Origin of the sequence: Flavobacterium procerum (assembly GCF_042431625.1) — a bacterium.
Taxonomy (GTDB): domain Bacteria; phylum Bacteroidota; class Bacteroidia; order Flavobacteriales; family Flavobacteriaceae; genus Flavobacterium; species Flavobacterium procerum.
The window spans coordinates 14,465-32,755 of record NZ_JBHLYW010000019.1 but is presented as its reverse complement, the minus strand read 5'-3'; the positions used below and the strand labels follow the sequence as shown (position 1 = coordinate 32,755).

Below are 18,291 nucleotides of genomic sequence, written 5' to 3'. Positions count from 1 at the left end.
CATGACCCCTACATTATTATGATAACAGAAAAAAGCAATACTACATTAACCTTTGAAGATTTCAGAACTGAGGTTCTGAATGACTATCGAATAGCTGTAATAAGCCGTGAATGTAGTCTTTTAGGTCGTAAAGAAGTATTGACAGGAAAGGCTAAATTCGGAATTTTTGGCGACGGAAAAGAAGTACCGCAGCTGGCAATGGCCAAAGCTTTTAAAAATGGGGATTTCCGTTCTGGATACTATCGTGACCAAACATTTATGATGGCGATTGGAGAACTGAATGCCAAACAATTTTTTGCAGGTCTTTATGGTCATACTGATTTAGAATTTGATCCAATGTCTGCAGGAAGACAGATGGGCGGACATTTTGTAACGCACAGCTTAAACGAAGACGGTTCTTGGAAAGATCTAACAAAACAGAAAAACTCAAGTTCAGATATATCACCTACTGCTGGTCAGATGCCAAGATTATTGGGATTGGCGCAGGCTTCCAAAATTTATAGAAATGTTGACGGAATCACCATTAAAGATAAATTTTCTGTTAATGGAGACGAAGTAGCTTGGGGAACTATAGGAAATGCAAGTACATCGGAAGGTTTGTTTTTTGAAACCATAAATGCTGCCGGAGTTTTACAAGTTCCGATGGTTATGAGTGTTTGGGATGATGAGTACGGAATTTCTGTTCATGCTAAACATCAGACCACTAAAGAAAATATTTCTGAAATCCTAAAAGGATATCAGCGCGATGAAGATTCTAAAGGTTACGATATCTTACGAGTAAAAGGCTGGGATTATGCCGAACTAGTTTCTACTTATGAAAGAGCTGGAGCTATTGCGCGCGAAGAACACGTTCCGGTTTTAATTCACGTAAACGAATTGACGCAACCTCAAGGACACTCTACATCTGGATCTCACGAACGTTACAAAAGCAGCGAAAGACTTGCTTGGGAACGAGAATTTGACTGTATCAGACAAATGAGATTGTGGATGATTGCCATTAATATTGCTTCTCCGGAAGAATTGTCGGAACTTGATTTCCAATTGAAAAAAGAAGTTCTTGAAGCTAAAAAAGAGGCTTGGAACGATTTTATTAATCCAATTATCGAAGATCAAAAAAATCTTCTGACGCTATTGGAGCAGATTGCCGAAGCGAGCATCAACCATAAAGAAAGAATTAAAAAATTAATTGCGGAACTAAATGCTATTAAAGCACCTTTAAAAAAGGAACTTTTAGTTTACGCTCGAAAAATACTTCGTTTTATAGAAGTTCCGAACAGCAGAACGCTTTTATCAAACTGGATTACCCGATTTTTGAATGAAACTCAGGAGAAATTCAGCAGTAACCAGCATTCTGAGTCGGCTCAAAATGTGTTTTCAGTACAAAAAGTACTTCCGAAATATGCAGAAAATGCAAAACCGGATTTAGACGGAAGAATGATTCTTCGCGATAACTTTGATGCTTTATTTGCAAAATATCCAGAAACTTTAATTTTCGGTGAAGATGTTGGAAACATTGGAGACGTTAATCAAGGTCTGGAAGGAATGCAGGAAAAATACGGAGAACTTCGTGTTGCCGATGTCGGAATACGCGAAGCGACCATTATCGGCCAAGGAATCGGAATGGCATTGAGAGGTTTACGTCCTATTGCAGAAATTCAATACTTAGATTATTTATTGTATGCGATTCAAATCATGAGCGATGATTTGGCTACATTACAATATAGAACTGTCGGGAAACAGAAAGCACCGTTAATCATCAGAACGCGTGGTCACCGTTTGGAAGGAATCTGGCATTCGGGTTCTCCAATGGGAATGATTATCAATGCGATTCGAGGAATCCATGTTTTGGTTCCGAGAGACATGACTCAGGCAGCAGGATTCTATAATACACTTTTAGAATGCGACGAACCTGCTTTGGTTATCGAATGTTTAAATGGCTATCGTTTAAAAGAAAAAACGCCTTTGAATTTTGGTGAATTTAAAACTCCAATTGGAGTTGTTGAAACTATGAGAGAAGGTACTGATATTACATTGGTTTCTTACGGATCAACATTGAGACTGGTGCAACAAGCTGCAAATGAACTCTCTGAATTAGGAATTGACTGCGAAATTATCGATATTCAATCTTTACTTCCATTTGATGTAAATAAAGATATCGTCAAAAGTATCGCTAAAACAAATCGCCTGTTGGTAATTGACGAAGATGTTCCAGGTGGTGCTTCTGCATTTATTTTACAGCAAATTCTGGAAGAGCAAGATGCTTACAAATATCTTGACAGCAAACCGCAGACGCTTGCTGCAAAAGCACACAGACCAGCATACGGAACTGATGGCGATTATTTCTCAAAACCTTCTGCAGAAGATATTTTTGAAAAAGTTCACAATATGATGAATGAGGTTAATCCTTCTAAATATCCAAGTTTATATTAAGATTTAGAATGTTTTTAGATATAAAAAAAGCTCCAAATTGGAGCTTTTTTTATTTTTACACATAAAGTTTGTCATTTCGAGGAACGAGAAATCACACTCGAAATTCTACAAAGATTGTCGACATCCTGTATGGAGTTACTAGTGCGATTTCTCCCTTCGGTCGAAATGACAAATAATGAGTTTAATCGTAATACTAAAATAAAAAATCCGTTTTAATCCGCGCTTTCGCGAAAGCGAATCCACTTCAGCCGAGTCCTATATTACGAATCAAAGATCCTTCAACATAGCCCTAGCCTTTTCCAAATCTTGTGCCGTATCAATTCCGATTCCGACATGCTTTGTTTCGACCATTTTGATGCTTTTTCCGAACTCTAAATAACGTAATTGCTCTAACTTTTCAGAAGCTTCTAGAGATTTCATCGGAAGACTGTAAAAATCCAACAAAGCTTGTTTTCTAAAAGCATAAATTCCGATGTGCTGAAAATACCTTACTCCAACATTTTTCTCTCTTGGATACGGAATTACAGAACGTGAAAAATACAATGCAAACTGCGATTGATTCACCACAACTTTTACATTATTCGGATTATTGATTTCTTCCTCGCTTGTAATCTCTCGCATAAGTGAAGCCAAATCAATTTTCTTTTCGGGATCATTCTTAAAAACTGACAAAACCTGCTCTAATGGTCCAGCTTCTGTAAAAGGTTCGTCTCCTTGTACATTTACCACAATATCAACATCAAGGTCGGCAACAGCTTCGGCAATTCGATCACTGCCGGATTCGTGTTCTTTGATGCTCATAATTGCTTTTCCGCCATTAGAAACTATTTCATCAAAAATCAAATCAGAATCGGTTACTACAAAAACATCATCGAAGAGTTTTGTCGAAACTGCCGCTTCATAAGTTCTTAAAATTATTGTTTTGCCCCCCAAATCCTGCATCAATTTTGCAGGAAATCGTGTTGAAGCGTATCTCGCCGGAATTACCGCTATTATTTTCATTTAAAATATCTTATTTTTAATTACATTATTTTTACTGAAGTCATACTCAAAGAACCTGCTAATAATTTATCATTAAAAAGTTCAATTTCATCCGTCTTATCTTTTAAACCCAAAGTATATAACAATGGTAGATAATGTTCGGGTGTAGGAACTGCCAATTGAACCGCTTTGTTCAATTTTTCAAAATTAATCAAAGGATGAAAATCATCATTCAGTAAATGATTATTTACAGTTTCTCTTGCTTCTATTGCCCAATCATAACCGTAATTGTCTTTATCAAAATTTCTAAAATCGACCATTCGCAGATTGTGTACAATGTTTCCGCTTCCGATAATCAAAACTCCTTTGTAACGAAGTGCTTGCAGTTTTTGAGCCAATTCAAAATGATACTGACCTGATTTTGTATAATCAATACTCAACTGAATTACCGGAACATCAGCGTTTGGATACAAATGTTTTATCACGCTCCAAGCTCCGTGGTCCAGTCCCCAATGTTCGTCTAATTCGACCATAGCCGGCTCTAGTATTTTTTGCGTTTCAACGGCTAATTCCGGACTGCCTTTTGCCGGATACTGCACATCAAAAAGTGCTTGCGGAAAACCACCAAAATCATGAATTGTTCTGGGCATTTCCATTGCCGTTACTTTTGTTCCGTTTGTAAACCAATGCGCCGAAACACATAAAATAGCGTTCGGTTGCGGCAGTGTTTTTGCCAAGTTTCGAAAACCATTCACAAACTGATTTTCTTCTATGGCATTCATTGGGCTGCCATGTCCTAAAAACAGAACTGGCATTTTATCGGTATTCGAAAACGTTGATGAAATCGAATGTAAGTCGTTTAATGTTGTCATTGCAAAAGTGTTTTTCCTGCCACAGATTAAAAGGATTAAAAAGATTTTCTAAAAAAGCTTTTTTTTAAAATTTAAAGTCTGTGGAAATCATTTTAATCTGTGGCTAAAAAATCATTCCTCAAAACTCTCGTCTTTAAAGCCTATCAAATATAGCTTATTTTTGGCTCGTGTCATTGCCGTATAAAGCCATCTAATGTAGTCACGGTCAATTCCGTCTGGCAAATACGGTTGTTCTATAAAAACCGTATTCCATTGTCCTCCCTGTGACTTATGACACGTAATGGCATATGAAAATTTAACCTGTAATCCGTTAAAATATTCGTTCTCTTTTACTTTTTGGAATCTCTTGTATTTAGTTGGTTCGTCTTCATAATCCTTCATAACTTCTTCATACAAACGATTTGATTCTTCATACGTTAAAGAAGGTGATTCGCTCTTTAGTGTGTCCAAAATCAGAACCGTTTCAAAAGGCTTCTGCTCTGGATAATCGACCATTCTGATTTTTACTTTCGCAAATGTGTAGCCATATAATTCTCTGATTCCGAAAAGCTCTAGAACTTCAATAATATCACCGTTGGCAATAAATCCAGCTTCATCGGTTTCTTTGAGCCAGAAATAATTATTCTTTACCACCATCAAAAAATCACCAACGGAGAGTTCGCTTTCTTTAAATAAAATTCGGCTTCGAATCTGTTCGTTATACTGATTGGCTCTTTTGTTGGAACGCACAATAAAAGCCGTATCTTCAATACTATAATTGCTATACGCCATATTGATTGCATCCTGAATATCATAACCGTCTGTTAAGCGAACTATATCCTTAAATTTTTTGACGTTAAATCTAAATTCCGTCAAAAAGCTTTCTTTCAGCAATTCACGCAGTTCTGTTGCATTGTATAAAATTCCGGAACTTTCTTCCTGACGCATTACTTCGTCGAGTTCGATATGCTCAATTTCTTTACTGTAATGAAAACCCAAAGTGTCAATATCCAAAGCTGGACTAACATCTAAATTAACTGGCGGAAGCTGAGCTGTATCTCCCAAAAGAATCATTTTGCAATTCTGCCCCGAATAGACATAATTAATCAAATCGTCTAAAAGCGAACCGCTGTCTAATGTACTGTCTGAAATCATCGAAGCTTCATCGACGATAAAAATGGTGTTTTTATGTTTGTTGACCTGTTTTGTAAAAGCGACTCCTCCACCCGATGATTTTTTAGGGAAATATATTTTTTTATGAATCGTAAAAGCTGGATTATTAGAATAATTAGAAATTACTTTAGCTGCGCGTCCCGTTGGCGCCAGTAATACATATTTTTTATTGATTTCGCCCAAATTATTTACAATCGTCGAAATAACCGTAGTCTTTCCTGTTCCGGCATATCCTTTTAAAACGAAAATGGTGTCGTTTTGTGGTTCGGTCAAAAAAATGGCGATTTTTTGAAAAAAGATATCCTGTTTAAGCGTTGGGGCAAAAGGAAATCTTTTCTGTAAAATACCGTAAAAGTGTGCTGAATTCATAAAGGAAATTTGAAACGCAAAGTTCGCTTTTTTAAATGGCAATGACAATTTTAAACCATATAAGTGATGCAAGCAAATTCAAGATTATTATTTTTACTTATGTGCTTAAACAACTTATAGGTTTCAAAAAAAATAATGCTAATGTAACGCCTTCCTAACTTTATAGTAAAATTGTTTTTTGAAATTGCAATTATAATTGTTCCTTTTTAATTTGTAAGTTTGTGACGCCTAAAATTCTTTCTTGACTTAAAACAGGTAACGAATTGTAAATCAACTATGTCATTACACAATACTAACATTACTTCAAAAAATTACAAAAAGCTTTCTATTCAGGTTTCACTGACAGGATTTTCATTCTGCTGTTTTGATACTTTAAATAATATCATTACGACTTTTAGAGAAATTCAGTTTGACACTTCAAATAAAGCAGTGAAAATAGAAGATTTGTATGCTCAAGCATTTAAAAGTCATCCCGAATTAAAAGAAACTTACGACGAAGTAATGGTTGTACACAGCAATAACCTTTCGTCTTTTGTGCCTACTGCCTTATTTGACGAAAATTATCTTGGAAGTTATCTGCAATATACTACCAAAGTATTCGAAACAGACTTTTTTACTTTTGATTACATTCCAAATTACCAGATGAATTCGGTTTATATTCCGTATGTCAACATAAATAATTTTCTGATTGACAACGTAGGTTCTTTTGATTATAAACATGCCAATAGTATTTTGGTCGAAAAAATACTAGACAATTCCCGAAATAACGACGACAAAAAAATGGTTATCAATTTCAATCCTGGAAATTTTGAAATTATAGTAGTCCAGAATCAAAAGTTGTTGTTATTTAATTCTTTTGAATACAATAATCCCGAAGATTTCATTTATTATATTTTGTTTACAGCAGAACAATTGAGCCTGAATCCAGAGAGTTTTCAGCTTGAATTATTGGGAACCATTACCGAAAAAGACCCATTTTATGCAATCGCTTACAAATATGTCCGTCATATTTCTTTTATGGATGTCAGTGCATTGCAGGAAAGAAACAGTTTTACAACTGCGCAAAATCAAAAACATTATATCTTATTTCAATCATGAGAATTATTTCAGGAAAATACAAAGGGCGACGCATTTTTCCGCCAAAAAACCTGCCTGTTAGACCAACGACTGATATGAGCAAAGAAGCATTGTTTAATGTTTTGAACAACCATTTTAGTTTTGACAGCCTAAAGGTCTTGGATTTGTTTTCGGGAACCGGAAATATAAGCTATGAATTTGCATCTCGCGGAAGCGCTCCAATTACCTGCGTTGACGGTGATTTTGGATGTGTAAAATTTATCAAACAGGTATCGTCTGAATTTGATTTTGATATTGCTGCAACCAAAAGCGATGTTTTTAAATTTCTAGAAAACTGCAAAACTACTTACGATATTATTTTTGCCGATCCTCCGTACGGACTGGATCAAGCCACTTTTGAGAAAATCGTTCTGACTGTTTTTGAAAGAGAATTATTGGAAGACGACGGCATGATGATTATCGAACATTCAAAATACACGAAACTCGAACATATGAGTAATTTTTCTTTTCAGAAAAGTTACGGAGGTTCTTTTTTTAGTTTCTTCGAACTAAATTCAACCGATGACGACGAAGAATTACCACACGATATTTCGAAAAAAGATATTGACGAAGACGAAGGTTAGTCTACATCAATTTTTAAACTTTCAAATTTTTAAAATCTCAAATTCCAAAATTGGAATTTGGGATTTTTATTTTGGAATTTAAATCTTATCTGATTCTGTTTTCATTTTCATTGACGCTCTTTTCTTTAAATTCGCTATCCTTTATTTTTCCAAAAGAATAACGGACAGCAATTGAAATTTCTCGCGCGTCGACCAAATACTTTGATTTAGAACCGACGTCGTTTATCATCAATTGTTCTTTATAAATTGTACTTCTAAAAACATCATTAAAACTCAAAGTACAATTCCAGTTTTTGAATGTCTTGGCCAAAGACATATCCATGATAAAGTTTGCTCCGTGCTCGTAAATTCCTTTGTATTGCTTGGTGGCTCCCCACCAGCCCAGTACAAATCGATATCCTTTTTTCAAATCAAATTCGTTGTTGGAATAGTAATATACATACGGTTTTGAAGTCACAAAAACAGCTGCCTTGTCTTCTACTTTTTCCATAAAAAACACCAACGAGTTTGTTGTTGTCCAGAATTTATATTTGAAAGGCAATTCAAAATCAAGACTAATTCCGGTTTCGCGATTAAAATTAACTTCAGAAATGGTTAAAACATTTGTCTCTTCGTTAAAGATAAAACTAGAATACATCGGATTTTTAACTTGATAATAACTCAGTTTTACTGTTTTATCATGATACTGAAAAGTACCAGAGACTTCGTTTACAAAAGCTGGTCCTAAATTTATGCTGTTTCCGTACAAAAAATAGGGATTTATATAAGTTGAAATTTTGCTCAGCGAAGAATAATTTGGCCGTGAAATATATTTGGCATAATTCAAACTCACATTTTTGATGCTGTCAATTGGAAATGTAAACTGAGCTTTCGGAAAAAAATTTGTATAATTTCGATTGAGAACCGGCACCGCATCAGACTTAAATATGCCCATTACATCTGTGTTTTCTACTCGTAATCCGGCAGAGAAACCAAACTTTTTTATCTTTCCTGAAAGCTGTGTATAAGCAGCCGTATTTTTTTCTTTAAAATGATACTGCATCAATTCATTTTCATTTTCATCATAATTAAAAATAGTCGCATCCGATTTAGAAATCGCCTGCGAAAACAATCCTCCGTATTCCCAGTTTATTTCGCTATTAAGCTTTTTCTCCAAATCTATCCTGCCTGAAAAAACATCAACATTAAACTTTTGGTCACGATTTTGCGATAGTTTTAATTCTGTTTCATTGAAATCATTTTGAACCAAACTCCACAAATGCTGATTGAAATTGGAATACTGAAAACCCGCAAACAACTTTGTATCGATAGCTTTTATTTTCTTTGAATAATTGACAAATGAATTAATAAAATTCTTTGAATTTGAATTGTCACTGAATGTATAAACATTATTCTCTTCGTTTTGATTTTTATTAAAAGTAAAAGTATTGATATCGAAAGTATCGTTACGCATCTTACCATTTACATTGACAGAGAAATAATCTTCTTCATTGATTTTATAAAATAATCCTCCGCCAAAAATGTAATCTTTGACATTAGAAACTGCCGTTACATCGTAATCAGAAACAATTTCAGCTTGTGGAATCTGATAAGAAATACCGTGATTTTCCCAAGGATTTCTTTGATTATAATTGAAATTGGCTTTCCATTCTATTTTACCTTTTTTAAAATTCGAATTAAAACCCAAAAAATTATTGTAATTTTTTTTGAAAGAAGCTGTTTCGGATATTTCGGTTTTAAAACTGTCTTTTTTGCTCAACTTTCTCGTAATCAAAATAACAGCTCGTCCAGATGCTTCATATTTTGAAGACGGATTCTGAATGATTTCTATCGTTTTGATGTCGGCAACAGATAAAGCGTTCAAATCGTTCATTTCTGCTTTTTGATTGTCGATATAAAGCAACGGAGTTCCTTTTCCGACTAATGAGATCTTTTCACGATCCGCACTTATCTGCACCAAAGGAAGTTTTGCCAGCAAATCTAACGGATTCGGAATTGCGCTGTAAACAGAATTGGCAACATCGATTTTTATATTTCCGTTGCTATTGGTAAACGTTTTTTTATTCTGAGTAACGACAACTTCCTGCAGCTTATTTGAAATACTGTCTTTCGGTGTTTCGTTCTGTGCATTTCCGATCAAGGAAAATAAAAACGCGTAAATAATAATTAAAATTTTTAACAGCAGATGAATCTTCATTTTATAGCATTTTGGTTTATGACGTTGCAAAAATGCTTTGAAAAACCAAGTGCGAAGGTTAATGGGAGGTTAATGCGGAGTTAACGGGCTATTTATGCTCTAAAAACATTATTTTTGACAAAGCTTTTTTTTAATCTCTCGCAGATTTAGCTGATTTAGGAGATAAAATATCTGCTAAATCTGGGGGAGAAAAATTTGGATATATTTTTTATAAACTCAATCAGAGTTAACTATCAGTTGCAATTTGAAACAAAAATGAAACAAAGAATCAATTTATTAATCTCATTTTCTGTAATCGCACTAATTGTGTTGATGACAGTACAATGTTATTTGGTAAAAACTGCTTATGAATATAAAGTAGCACAGTTTCATACGCAGATTAAGAATGAAATTGGCAAAATCACAAATAATTACAGCGATATTGATTCAACATTAGTAGCGAAAAAAGAAGCGCTTTACAAGAGCCTTTCTGAGAATTACATCAAAGGAAAAAACTCTAAACTGGATATTAAAATCGGTGTTTTAAGAAATGACTATCAGAGCGCTTTAACGAAGCAAATTCAACGAAAATTCGAAAGAGATTTACCCAATTTCAAAATCGATTTTGCTATCGTTTTAAACAAATTTATATTGTATAAAAACGAAAAAAAAGCCGATACCATTTTCTCTGAGGAACCTTTTATTCAAAATAAATTATACGGAAATCTAGCTTCTTTAAATCACGCTTTTCTGGTTCGGAATTATGTTGGAACCACTAATGGAACCTTTGAAAATGAAGAATATCAATTATTGACAGAAGATTCGATGTATGTTTCTGTTGTCGATTGGGAAATGATTATTTTAAGGCGAATGACTTTTATCCTCATTCTTTCTTTATTCTCTATTCTAACATTAATAAGTCTTTTTGTAATTGCTATTAAAGCGTTAATCAAACAAAAAAAAGTAAACGAAGTCAAGACTGATTTCATCAACAATATTACGCACGAACTTAAAACGCCTTTGACAACTTTAGGTATTTCTACGAAAATTTTAGAGCGAAAAGACATTCGTGAAAACGAAGAAAGTTTCAACTCGGTTGTCAAGACTATTTCGCGTCAAAACAGTCGCTTACAGAACTTAATCGATCAGGTTATGGCAAATTCTCTTGCCGAAAACCAGATTGAACTGAATAAGGAAAAAGTCAATGCTGCAACTTTTTTATCGCAGATTGTTGAAGATTTTAAAGTGGCTTATCCCAATATTTCGATTAAGACCGATTTTGATTCTCAAGATACCTCTTTGGTATTAGATCAGTTTCATCTCACTACAGCGTTTTTAAATGTATTGGAAAACGCTGTAAAATATGGTTCTGACACCATTACAATTAAAACCAGATTACTGCAGAATCAGTTTTCTGTAAGCATTGAAGATAATGGAATCGGGATTGCAAAAAACAAACAGGCTTTGCTTTTTGGAAAATTTTATCGAGTAGAACAAGGCAACCTTCACAACACCAAAGGACTTGGTTTAGGATTGTATTATGTCAATCAAATCATTAAAGCACATCAAGGTTCTATTGCTGTAATCAGCGATTTAGGAAAAGGTGCCGCATTTACCATCGTATTAAAAGTTTAATTAGAAAATTTTGAAAAGATTACTACTAGCCGAAGACGATTCTGATTTTGCTGCCATTCTAAAACAATATTTAGAACTGCATCAGTATGAAGTAATCTGGGCAGAAAACGGAGAAAAAGCACTAGATTTTTTTAAAGACCAAACTTTTGATATTTGTGTTTTTGATGTAATGATGCCAAAACTGGACGGATTTTCACTGGCCGAAAAAGTCATCAAAATCAATCCTGAAATTCCGTTTGTTTTTCTTACGGCTAGAAAACTAAAAGAAGACAAAATCATTGGACTGAAATTAGGCGCCGACGATTATATCATAAAACCCTTTGAAGCCGACGAATTGATTTTAAGGCTTCAGAATATCTTGAAGAGAATTGAGCAAAAAAGAAGCTTAAACGGAAACAATATCATCGAAATAGGTTCGTATATTTTTGATAATGAACGTTTGACTCTCCATCATAGAAACCATACGCAACAACTTACAGAGAAAGAAGCTGCTCTTATTGAGTATTTGTATCTCAATCATAATCAATTATTAAAAAAAGATCAGATTCTCATGTCTGTATGGAAAAAAGACGATTATTTCTCAGGAAGAAGCATGGATGTTTTTATCAGCAGGCTTAGAAAATATTTTAATTCAGATCCAAAAATCAGTATCGAAACCACCCGAAATATTGGTTTAGAATTTAGAATCGAAAAAAAATAATTTTTATTTAAGTCTTTTAACTCCAAAGTAATATTTAAGCTCTATTCCGTAAACGCCAGCATTATTAGTGGGTTCAGACCCTGGATTTAATTGATCAAAAGCATTAGAAACTCTTATCGAATTGTATGACAAATTGATTGCCAATGCATTTGAATACCAGGTATCAAAATTAATTACAACTCCTACACCTAGCCCTAAATTATGTTGTGAAACTGATGCGCTTCTTTCTGTTATCTTCGACCCAAATTGCCCCGTAGTAGAAATGGATTCATTAGCATTAATTATCGAATAAATGTATTTCGGAAAGATCTGTATATAAGCGCTTTCGCCATAACCATTAATTGCAAATTTGGGCGCAAAACTAAAGCTTACAGTAGAAAAAGTTTTATCTGAATTTACCGGTGTATTAGACTCGAGTCTGTTTTTAAATTTCCCAAACATATAATTGGCTTCAACTTCTGGAAGCAGAAAACCAAAAAGTTTGTATTCTGCACCAGCGGAAAGACTTGCTGCCGGAGACGATTGCAAATCTTTTTCAAAAGAATATAAATGTACAAAACCTCCCAATCCGACAAACGGACGCAATTCTTGAGCGTTAGCATTAAACGAAGTAAATAAAACAACAAAAAGTACAACAATTTTTCGCATTCCTAAGATTGATTTGTTCGCAGCAAAAATAGCATTTTAACAATATTTACCGTATTTCTGTAAAAATTCTTTCAAAAAATCTCAAATGCAAATGATATAATTTTATAAATCAATTCTATAATACATTAAAAACAAATCGATTATATATTTGAATAAATTTAAAACCAAAGGTCATGAATCTAAAACGCTTTTTTGGAGGCTTATTGACGATTCTCGGAATCGTCGGCCTTATCTATACTGCCGTTATTTTTGCCGGCACATCTGGAGAAACCAGAGACATCAAATCACTTATTATTTACGGAATATTAGGAATTGTCTTTTTTATGTCAGGAATCAGTTTGGTTCGAACTACAAAAGATGAATCTTAGTTTTTATTGCTGCGAAGGCGCTAAGGCACAAAGTTTTTAAACTTATTTGTGTCAAAAAAAACACTTAAAAAACTTTGTGCCTTAGTGACTTTGTGGCAAAATCATTCTGACTCAGAATTACTCAAATCTAACGTTGTAAAATCTCTTTCTGTTTTTGAGATTATGATGGTTGCGACTGTATTTCCTATTAGATTGGTAATTGCTCTGGCTTCACTCATAAATTTATCTACGCCCAATAAAAAAGCCAGACCTTCTACAGGTATTTTATGAAGCGCTGTCAAAGTAGAAGCTAAGACGATAAATCCGCTTCCAGTAACGCCTGCAGCACCTTTTGAAGTAATCATTAGAATGCCGATAACGGTAAGAATTTCGAAGAAACTCAAATGTACATCATACAATTGGGCTAAAAATATAACAGACATCGAAAGATAAATTGAAGTTCCGTCAAGATTAAAAGAATATCCGGTCGGAATCACCAAACCCACAACCGATTTACTGCACCCCATTCTTTCCAACTTTACCATAATACTTGGCAAAGCGGCTTCAGAAGATGAAGTTCCGAGAACGAGCAAAAGTTCTTCTTTGATATATTTTAAAATAGAAAGAATGCTTATTTTGTAATATTTTAGAATACTTCCCAAAATCAAAAACACAAATAGCGCCATTGTTGCATACACACAAAGCATCAATTTTCCGAGCGGAATCAAAGTCGCCAGTCCAAATTTGCCAATTGTATATGCCATTCCGCCAAAAGCGCCAATGGGTGCGAGATACATTACATATTTTAGCCCTGCAAAAACTACATTAGAAAAACGCTCTAAAACCAAAATGGTTTGTTCTCTTTTCTGATAAAAATTCAAACCAATACCGCAGACAATCGCTGCCAATAACACCTGAAGCGTAAAATTGGATAAGAAAAACTCCAGCCACGAAAAGTTTTCTGTTGAACGGCTTGTGTACTGACTCGCATCCTGCAAGGTCAATCTTGATTTATCTATTTTTCCGGGTTGAAAAACATACGCAATCGCAACACCAATTGCTAGCGCTACAGTCGAAACGATTTCAAAATAGGTCAATGCTTTTACACCTATTCTGCCTACTTTTTTAAGATTTCCCATTCCGGAAATACCCAAAACAATAGTCAAGAAAATAATCGGACCAATAAAAAGTTTGATAATATCAACAAAAGTTTCGCCTACAATCTTCATTTTCATTCCTTTTTCAGGAGAAAAATGACCGAGTAAAACTCCTGCCACAATTGCAATCAAAACCCAAAAAGTAAGATTGGTAACGATGTGGTGAAAAATGCTTTTCTTAGAATGGGAAGAAGCATTTGGGGTGGTTGAATTCATGAAAATGAGTTAGATACTTTCACAAATATATAAAAAATGCAGACCTATAAGCCGGATTCTGTCCCCGATAAATCGGAGCCTTATCATTTATCTAGATCCCGAATTGCTTCGGGACTCAATCTACCTACCCTTCGGCAACGGACGAGAAGCCCTTGAATGCCGATATACTTGGTATTTCACCGCATAGAGTTTACCTGGTTTCACTACAGCATTACCTGTACATACTTTCTGCTGCACTTGTCCTAACTCCGATAAAATCGGAGCCGACGGGCGTTACCCGCTATGCTTCTCTGTGGTGTCCGGACTTTCCTCCCTTCCGATAAATCGGAACGACGATAAGGCGGTCTGCGCGGCAAAAATACAATTTTATAACTTAACTATATTGGTTTTAAATTTCAGTTTTTGCCTCTTATATTCTAACTTTTTAATTTTAAATTGGTTATCTTTAAAATTCTATAATTTTTAAATTCAGTTATCATGAAAAGAATGTATCACTACGCAACTGTTTCAAAGGCTTTAGATCAATTGAATGAAAAAGGATTTACATGTGATTTTAATCGAAATGCTGACCTGATTAAAAAAAATCCTGAGAAATTTGAAATTGTTCATGTGTATCGATACGAAGGGGAATCTGACCCAGCGGATGAGGCAGTTGTTTACGGAATTAAGTCAGTCAATGGCAAAAAAGGGGTTTATGTCGCTGGTTTTTCTGCCGATTCAGATCAGGAAACAGCACAATTTTTATTTCAATTAAGCATTAAGGGAAGATAGTTCATACTATTTCTATCATTTCGACGAAAATATCAATTGCATTTTCGTCGAAATGATAAAATCAAAACTTGCTTTTTAAATCCATTCTTCCGTGAAGAATTCTAATTATTTCAATTTCATCTTCTGAAATAATTTGATAAAAAAGAATATGCTCATTAGATTTATAACCCAATAGTTTTTCGGAAACATTTTCATATTTCTTTCCAATATTAGGATTTTTGGCTATTTCCTGACAGGAATCTAAAAGCAAAAAGTAATATTTATCTGCTTGTTTTTCTGACCATTCATCAAAAGTATAATTCCAAATATCGGTTAAATCTTCGACTGCTTTTTTTGTCAAATGATATTTAGCCATTTTTTCTCTTTGCTTTTATACTTTCAAGATGTTTTTTAGAATCAAAATTTTCTGCACGTCCGCTTTGCAATCCTGACTGAATTTCTTGTCTCAAAATTTGCAATTTACTTTCTTCTTCTTCCAAAAGACGTAATCCCGCTCTCACAACTTCACTAGCGTTTTTATACCTGCCATCTGAAAGACTATTTTCAATGAAATTTTCAAAATGAGATCCAAGTGATATTGAAGTATTTCTTCCCATTACATTTATTTTTAGCATTACAATATTACCAAAAATTGGTAACTTATACTCTTAAACTATTTATAATTTTTATTCTACAAAAAAAGCCCATCATAAAGAGGGCTTTTAAAACAGTAAAACTACAATACTGTTGTTGGTATCTTCAATTTCCAGCCTGGCTGAATTAAGTCGGGGTTTGAAATAACATCTTTGTTGGCTTCAAAAATGGTCTGCCAGGAAACACCGAATTCTTTTCCTATTTTCGAAAGCGAATCACCACTTTTTACTATATATTCTTTTGAATGACTTTCTGCAACTTTAATATTCATTACAACATCTGCAGATCTGTAATCGGGATCAATGGCTCCATAAGCATTCCAAAGTTTTTCTTTGTCTTCTGCCGATTTTACTATTCCATCGATATACAATACATTATCTTGTTCCCGAACTTCTAAATTTGTTGCCCCTAATTGAGAAGCCAGATCTGTCACCTTTTTATATTTATCCTGTAAACTCATAACATCCTATTTTACAATTAATTTGTTATCAACTTTTTGAGGATGCAATTCTTGCAGACTCTGCATTAACGATTGTAGCTTGTCTCTTTTAATTTCACCCGAAAGTGTTACCACGCCACCCACAACCGTTGCGCTGACTCCATCATAAGCATCTACAACTTTATGTACCGATTTGTCTAATTCAGTATCAGGATTGATAACAACAGCCGCTGCTGCAGGTTCTTGATTGGCTTTGGCAAGTTCACAGGTATTTACAACCGATTTTACACCTTTTGTTCTTCTAACGCTACGCTCTATATTCTTTTTAAAAGCTTCGTCTTCGCAAGTTCCGGTTATAGTGGCAACGCCTTCGTGTACAGTAACCTGAACTTCTGGTATATCGGCTAATTTTTCGTTAATTTCTTTCTGAATATCTGCGTCTTTGGGACTGCAGGCAACAAGCGAAATCGCAAGACTCATGCTCAATAAAATTGATCTCATTTTCATAATACTATTTTTTAATAATTAACAATCTAAAATTAAATCAATTAACCATCAAAAGATTACATGATGCCAATATGGTTTTATAAGGTTTCCAGTAGAAATTTGGAAGTACATTTCTCGGAATTATGAAATAAAAAGTATCATTTCTATTGGATTTCGGTTTTAAGTCGCTCCAAATATTCTAACAACAAGGCTGGAATATGACTTAAATCCTCTTGATAAACGCCGGTGTAGAAAACCTCGTTTTCGGTCATTCCATCTAAAATTCCTTTTTTTGAAGACTGAATATCACCTTTTCTCACGATTACAATTTTATAATACAGATTTTCATCTCTCAAAGTCATTTCATTAAAGTCTGAGAGCTTTTCATCATTATAAATATTCTGTTGCCCAACATCTGCGCCCAAATATGCTTCAAATGTTCCAAAATCATAATACGGATTGTTATTGTCGAAGTTTCGGAACGTTTTTCGATTGCCTTTTTTCAAAATAAAAATTTTCAGTTTCTCAAAATCTTGAGCTGAAAACTGATTGGTGATTTTTAAAAAGTTAGGTCGAATTAAATTCATAGTTTGTAAAATGAATTGAGAAAAGTTGTTATCTGTCTAGCTGCTAAGAAACAAAAAAGCCTGCCATTTTTATGACAGACTTTTTCAAAAACCTATTATTTTACCCTTTTGGAATTTTTAATTTCCAACCTGGTTGAATTAAATCAGGATTTTTTATGATGTCTTTATTGGCCTCAAAAATTGCTTGCCAAGAAACATTATAAACTTTACCAATTTTTGAAAGTGAATCACCGCTAACAACCGTATATTCTGTTGTTTCTTTTTCAACCACTTCAATATTCATTACGACATCAGCAGCTTTAAAATCGGTATCAATTTTTCCGTACGAATCCCAAAGTTGTTCTTTATCATTTGCAGATTTAGCAAGTCCGTCGATATACAAGACATTATCCTGTTCTCTTACTTCCAAATTGGATATTCCTAAATTTGTGGCTAAATCGGTTAACTCTTTGTATTTATCTTTTAAACTCATAACACTTATTTAATCGTTAACTTATTTTCGACTTTTTTAGGTTTTAACTCCTGAACGCTTTTAATTAAAGATCCCAACTGGTTTCTTTTAATTTCTCCCGTAAGTGTAACAACACCATCTTTAACAGAAGCATTTACTCCCTTGTAAGATTTAACAACTTCATTTATAGAAGTGTTTAAAGCAGTATCTGGGTTAATTTCAATCGGAGTTGCTACTGGTTCCTGAACGGGAATTACGCAGTTATTTATCACCGATTTCACTCCTTTAACACCTTTTACGGTGTTTTCTGCATTTTGTCTTAAGGCTTCATCTTTACAAATACCCGAAATAGTTGCCACACCATCTTTTACAGATACTCCAACATCCGGCATACTAGAAATTTTTGTAATAATCTCTTTTTCGATGTCAGCATCTTTAGGCTTACAAGCAGTCAGCGCAACTGCAAGTGCCATTCCCAATAAAATAGATTTGAATTTCATAAATTGTTTTTTTTAATAGTACTAAAACGCACAAAAAAACA

General features: G+C 34.1%; 20 protein-coding genes and 1 other RNA gene. 7 read left to right on the top strand and 14 right to left on the bottom strand.

All coding sequences use genetic code 11. The annotated features are described in order from the left end of the window. Window positions 1–18 precede the first annotated feature (18 nt). Complete coding sequence (locus ACFFLS_RS19210) at window positions 19–2,430, top strand: alpha-ketoacid dehydrogenase subunit alpha/beta (protein WP_379682500.1); 2,412 nt, start codon at window positions 19–21, stop codon at window positions 2,428–2,430. Between the two features lie 267 nt (window positions 2,431–2,697). On the opposite strand, the gene kdsB is transcribed toward ACFFLS_RS19210, so the two are convergent. The 3 genes from kdsB to ACFFLS_RS19195 form a co-directional block, all read right to left on the bottom strand. Then, a complete protein-coding gene (gene kdsB, locus ACFFLS_RS19205; RefSeq protein WP_379682501.1) occupies window positions 2,698–3,432 on the bottom strand; it encodes a 3-deoxy-manno-octulosonate cytidylyltransferase in 735 nt (244 codons plus the stop codon). Between the two features lie 20 nt (window positions 3,433–3,452). After that, a complete protein-coding gene (gene ygiD / locus ACFFLS_RS19200; RefSeq protein WP_379682502.1) occupies window positions 3,453–4,283 on the bottom strand; it encodes a 4,5-DOPA-extradiol-dioxygenase in 831 nt (276 codons plus the stop codon). 111 nt (window positions 4,284–4,394) lie between these two features. Then, window positions 4,395–5,804 carry an ATP-dependent DNA helicase gene (locus tag ACFFLS_RS19195; RefSeq protein WP_379682503.1) on the bottom strand — a complete coding sequence of 470 codons (1,410 nt, stop codon included), beginning with the start codon at window positions 5,802–5,804 and terminating at the stop codon, window positions 4,395–4,397. Between the two features lie 276 nt (window positions 5,805–6,080). On the opposite strand from ACFFLS_RS19195, the gene ACFFLS_RS19190 reads away from it, so the two are divergent. Both ACFFLS_RS19190 and ACFFLS_RS19185 read left to right on the top strand, forming a co-directional pair. Continuing rightward, a complete protein-coding gene (locus tag ACFFLS_RS19190) occupies window positions 6,081–6,902 on the top strand; it encodes a DUF3822 family protein (RefSeq protein ID WP_379682504.1) in 822 nt (273 codons plus the stop codon). Further along, window positions 6,899–7,504: an RsmD family RNA methyltransferase gene (locus tag ACFFLS_RS19185; RefSeq protein WP_379682505.1), complete on the top strand. Its 606-nt coding sequence runs from the start codon at window positions 6,899–6,901 to the stop codon at window positions 7,502–7,504. The genes ACFFLS_RS19190 and ACFFLS_RS19185 overlap by 4 nt, the downstream gene beginning before the upstream one ends. An 85-nt stretch (window positions 7,505–7,589) precedes the next feature. Here the strand turns inward: ACFFLS_RS19185 and ACFFLS_RS19180 are convergent, their stop codons facing one another. Next, the gene (locus ACFFLS_RS19180; RefSeq protein ID WP_379682506.1) at window positions 7,590–9,701 is read right to left on the bottom strand and encodes a TonB-dependent receptor domain-containing protein; all 2,112 of its coding nucleotides are present in this window, start codon (window positions 9,699–9,701) and stop codon (window positions 7,590–7,592) included. Between the two features lie 255 nt (window positions 9,702–9,956). Between ACFFLS_RS19180 and ACFFLS_RS19175 the strand changes: the two genes are divergently transcribed. Further along, window positions 9,957–11,315, top strand: a complete 1,359-nt coding sequence (locus tag ACFFLS_RS19175) for a sensor histidine kinase (protein ID WP_379682507.1) — start codon at window positions 9,957–9,959, stop codon at window positions 11,313–11,315. A 10-nt stretch (window positions 11,316–11,325) separates the two neighbouring features. After that, on the top strand, window positions 11,326–12,015 hold the full coding sequence (locus tag ACFFLS_RS19170; RefSeq protein ID WP_379682508.1) for a response regulator transcription factor: 690 nt from the start codon (window positions 11,326–11,328) through the stop codon (window positions 12,013–12,015). Window positions 12,016–12,018: 3 nt separating this feature from the next. Here the strand turns inward: ACFFLS_RS19170 and ACFFLS_RS19165 are convergent, their stop codons facing one another. Beyond that, window positions 12,019–12,663: a hypothetical protein gene (locus tag ACFFLS_RS19165; protein WP_379682509.1), complete on the bottom strand. Its 645-nt coding sequence runs from the start codon at window positions 12,661–12,663 to the stop codon at window positions 12,019–12,021. A 173-nt stretch (window positions 12,664–12,836) separates the two neighbouring features. Between ACFFLS_RS19165 and ACFFLS_RS19160 the strand changes: the two genes are divergently transcribed. Beyond that, entirely contained in the window at window positions 12,837–13,031 is a 195-nt protein-coding gene (locus ACFFLS_RS19160) for a hypothetical protein (RefSeq protein WP_008467912.1), read from the top strand. A 101-nt stretch (window positions 13,032–13,132) separates the two neighbouring features. On the opposite strand, the gene ACFFLS_RS19155 is transcribed toward ACFFLS_RS19160, so the two are convergent. Both ACFFLS_RS19155 and rnpB read right to left on the bottom strand, forming a co-directional pair. Then, window positions 13,133–14,383, bottom strand: a complete 1,251-nt coding sequence (locus ACFFLS_RS19155; protein WP_379682510.1) for a cation:dicarboxylate symporter family transporter — start codon at window positions 14,381–14,383, stop codon at window positions 13,133–13,135. 31 nt (window positions 14,384–14,414) lie between these two features. Beyond that, an RNA gene (rnpB, locus tag ACFFLS_RS19150) (RNase P RNA component class A) lies at window positions 14,415–14,735 on the bottom strand. 125 nt (window positions 14,736–14,860) lie between these two features. On the opposite strand from rnpB, the gene ACFFLS_RS19145 reads away from it, so the two are divergent. After that, entirely contained in the window at window positions 14,861–15,154 is a 294-nt protein-coding gene (locus ACFFLS_RS19145; protein WP_379682511.1) for an SH3 domain-containing protein, read from the top strand. A 61-nt stretch (window positions 15,155–15,215) separates the two neighbouring features. Here the strand turns inward: ACFFLS_RS19145 and ACFFLS_RS19140 are convergent, their stop codons facing one another. From ACFFLS_RS19140 to ACFFLS_RS19110, 7 genes are all read right to left on the bottom strand, one after another. After that, window positions 15,216–15,509, bottom strand: a complete 294-nt coding sequence (locus tag ACFFLS_RS19140) for a type II toxin-antitoxin system RelE/ParE family toxin (protein WP_379682512.1) — start codon at window positions 15,507–15,509, stop codon at window positions 15,216–15,218. Next, the gene (locus tag ACFFLS_RS19135) at window positions 15,502–15,750 is read right to left on the bottom strand and encodes a type II toxin-antitoxin system ParD family antitoxin (protein ID WP_379682513.1); all 249 of its coding nucleotides are present in this window, start codon (window positions 15,748–15,750) and stop codon (window positions 15,502–15,504) included. Before ACFFLS_RS19135 ends, ACFFLS_RS19140 begins: the two co-directional genes overlap by 8 nt. 119 nt (window positions 15,751–15,869) lie before the next feature. Continuing rightward, complete coding sequence (locus ACFFLS_RS19130; RefSeq protein ID WP_379682514.1) at window positions 15,870–16,247, bottom strand: LysM peptidoglycan-binding domain-containing protein; 378 nt, start codon at window positions 16,245–16,247, stop codon at window positions 15,870–15,872. A gap of 6 nt (window positions 16,248–16,253) precedes the next feature. After that, window positions 16,254–16,733: a BON domain-containing protein gene (locus ACFFLS_RS19125; protein ID WP_379682515.1), complete on the bottom strand. Its 480-nt coding sequence runs from the start codon at window positions 16,731–16,733 to the stop codon at window positions 16,254–16,256. Window positions 16,734–16,876: 143 nt separating this feature from the next. Further along, window positions 16,877–17,299 carry a hypothetical protein gene (locus ACFFLS_RS19120; protein ID WP_379682516.1) on the bottom strand — a complete coding sequence of 141 codons (423 nt, stop codon included), beginning with the start codon at window positions 17,297–17,299 and terminating at the stop codon, window positions 16,877–16,879. A 100-nt stretch (window positions 17,300–17,399) separates the two neighbouring features. Further along, window positions 17,400–17,771, bottom strand: a complete 372-nt coding sequence (locus ACFFLS_RS19115; protein ID WP_379682517.1) for a LysM peptidoglycan-binding domain-containing protein — start codon at window positions 17,769–17,771, stop codon at window positions 17,400–17,402. A 5-nt stretch (window positions 17,772–17,776) separates the two neighbouring features. After that, complete coding sequence (locus ACFFLS_RS19110; protein WP_379682518.1) at window positions 17,777–18,250, bottom strand: BON domain-containing protein; 474 nt, start codon at window positions 18,248–18,250, stop codon at window positions 17,777–17,779. Window positions 18,251–18,291: the final 41 nt, after the last annotated feature.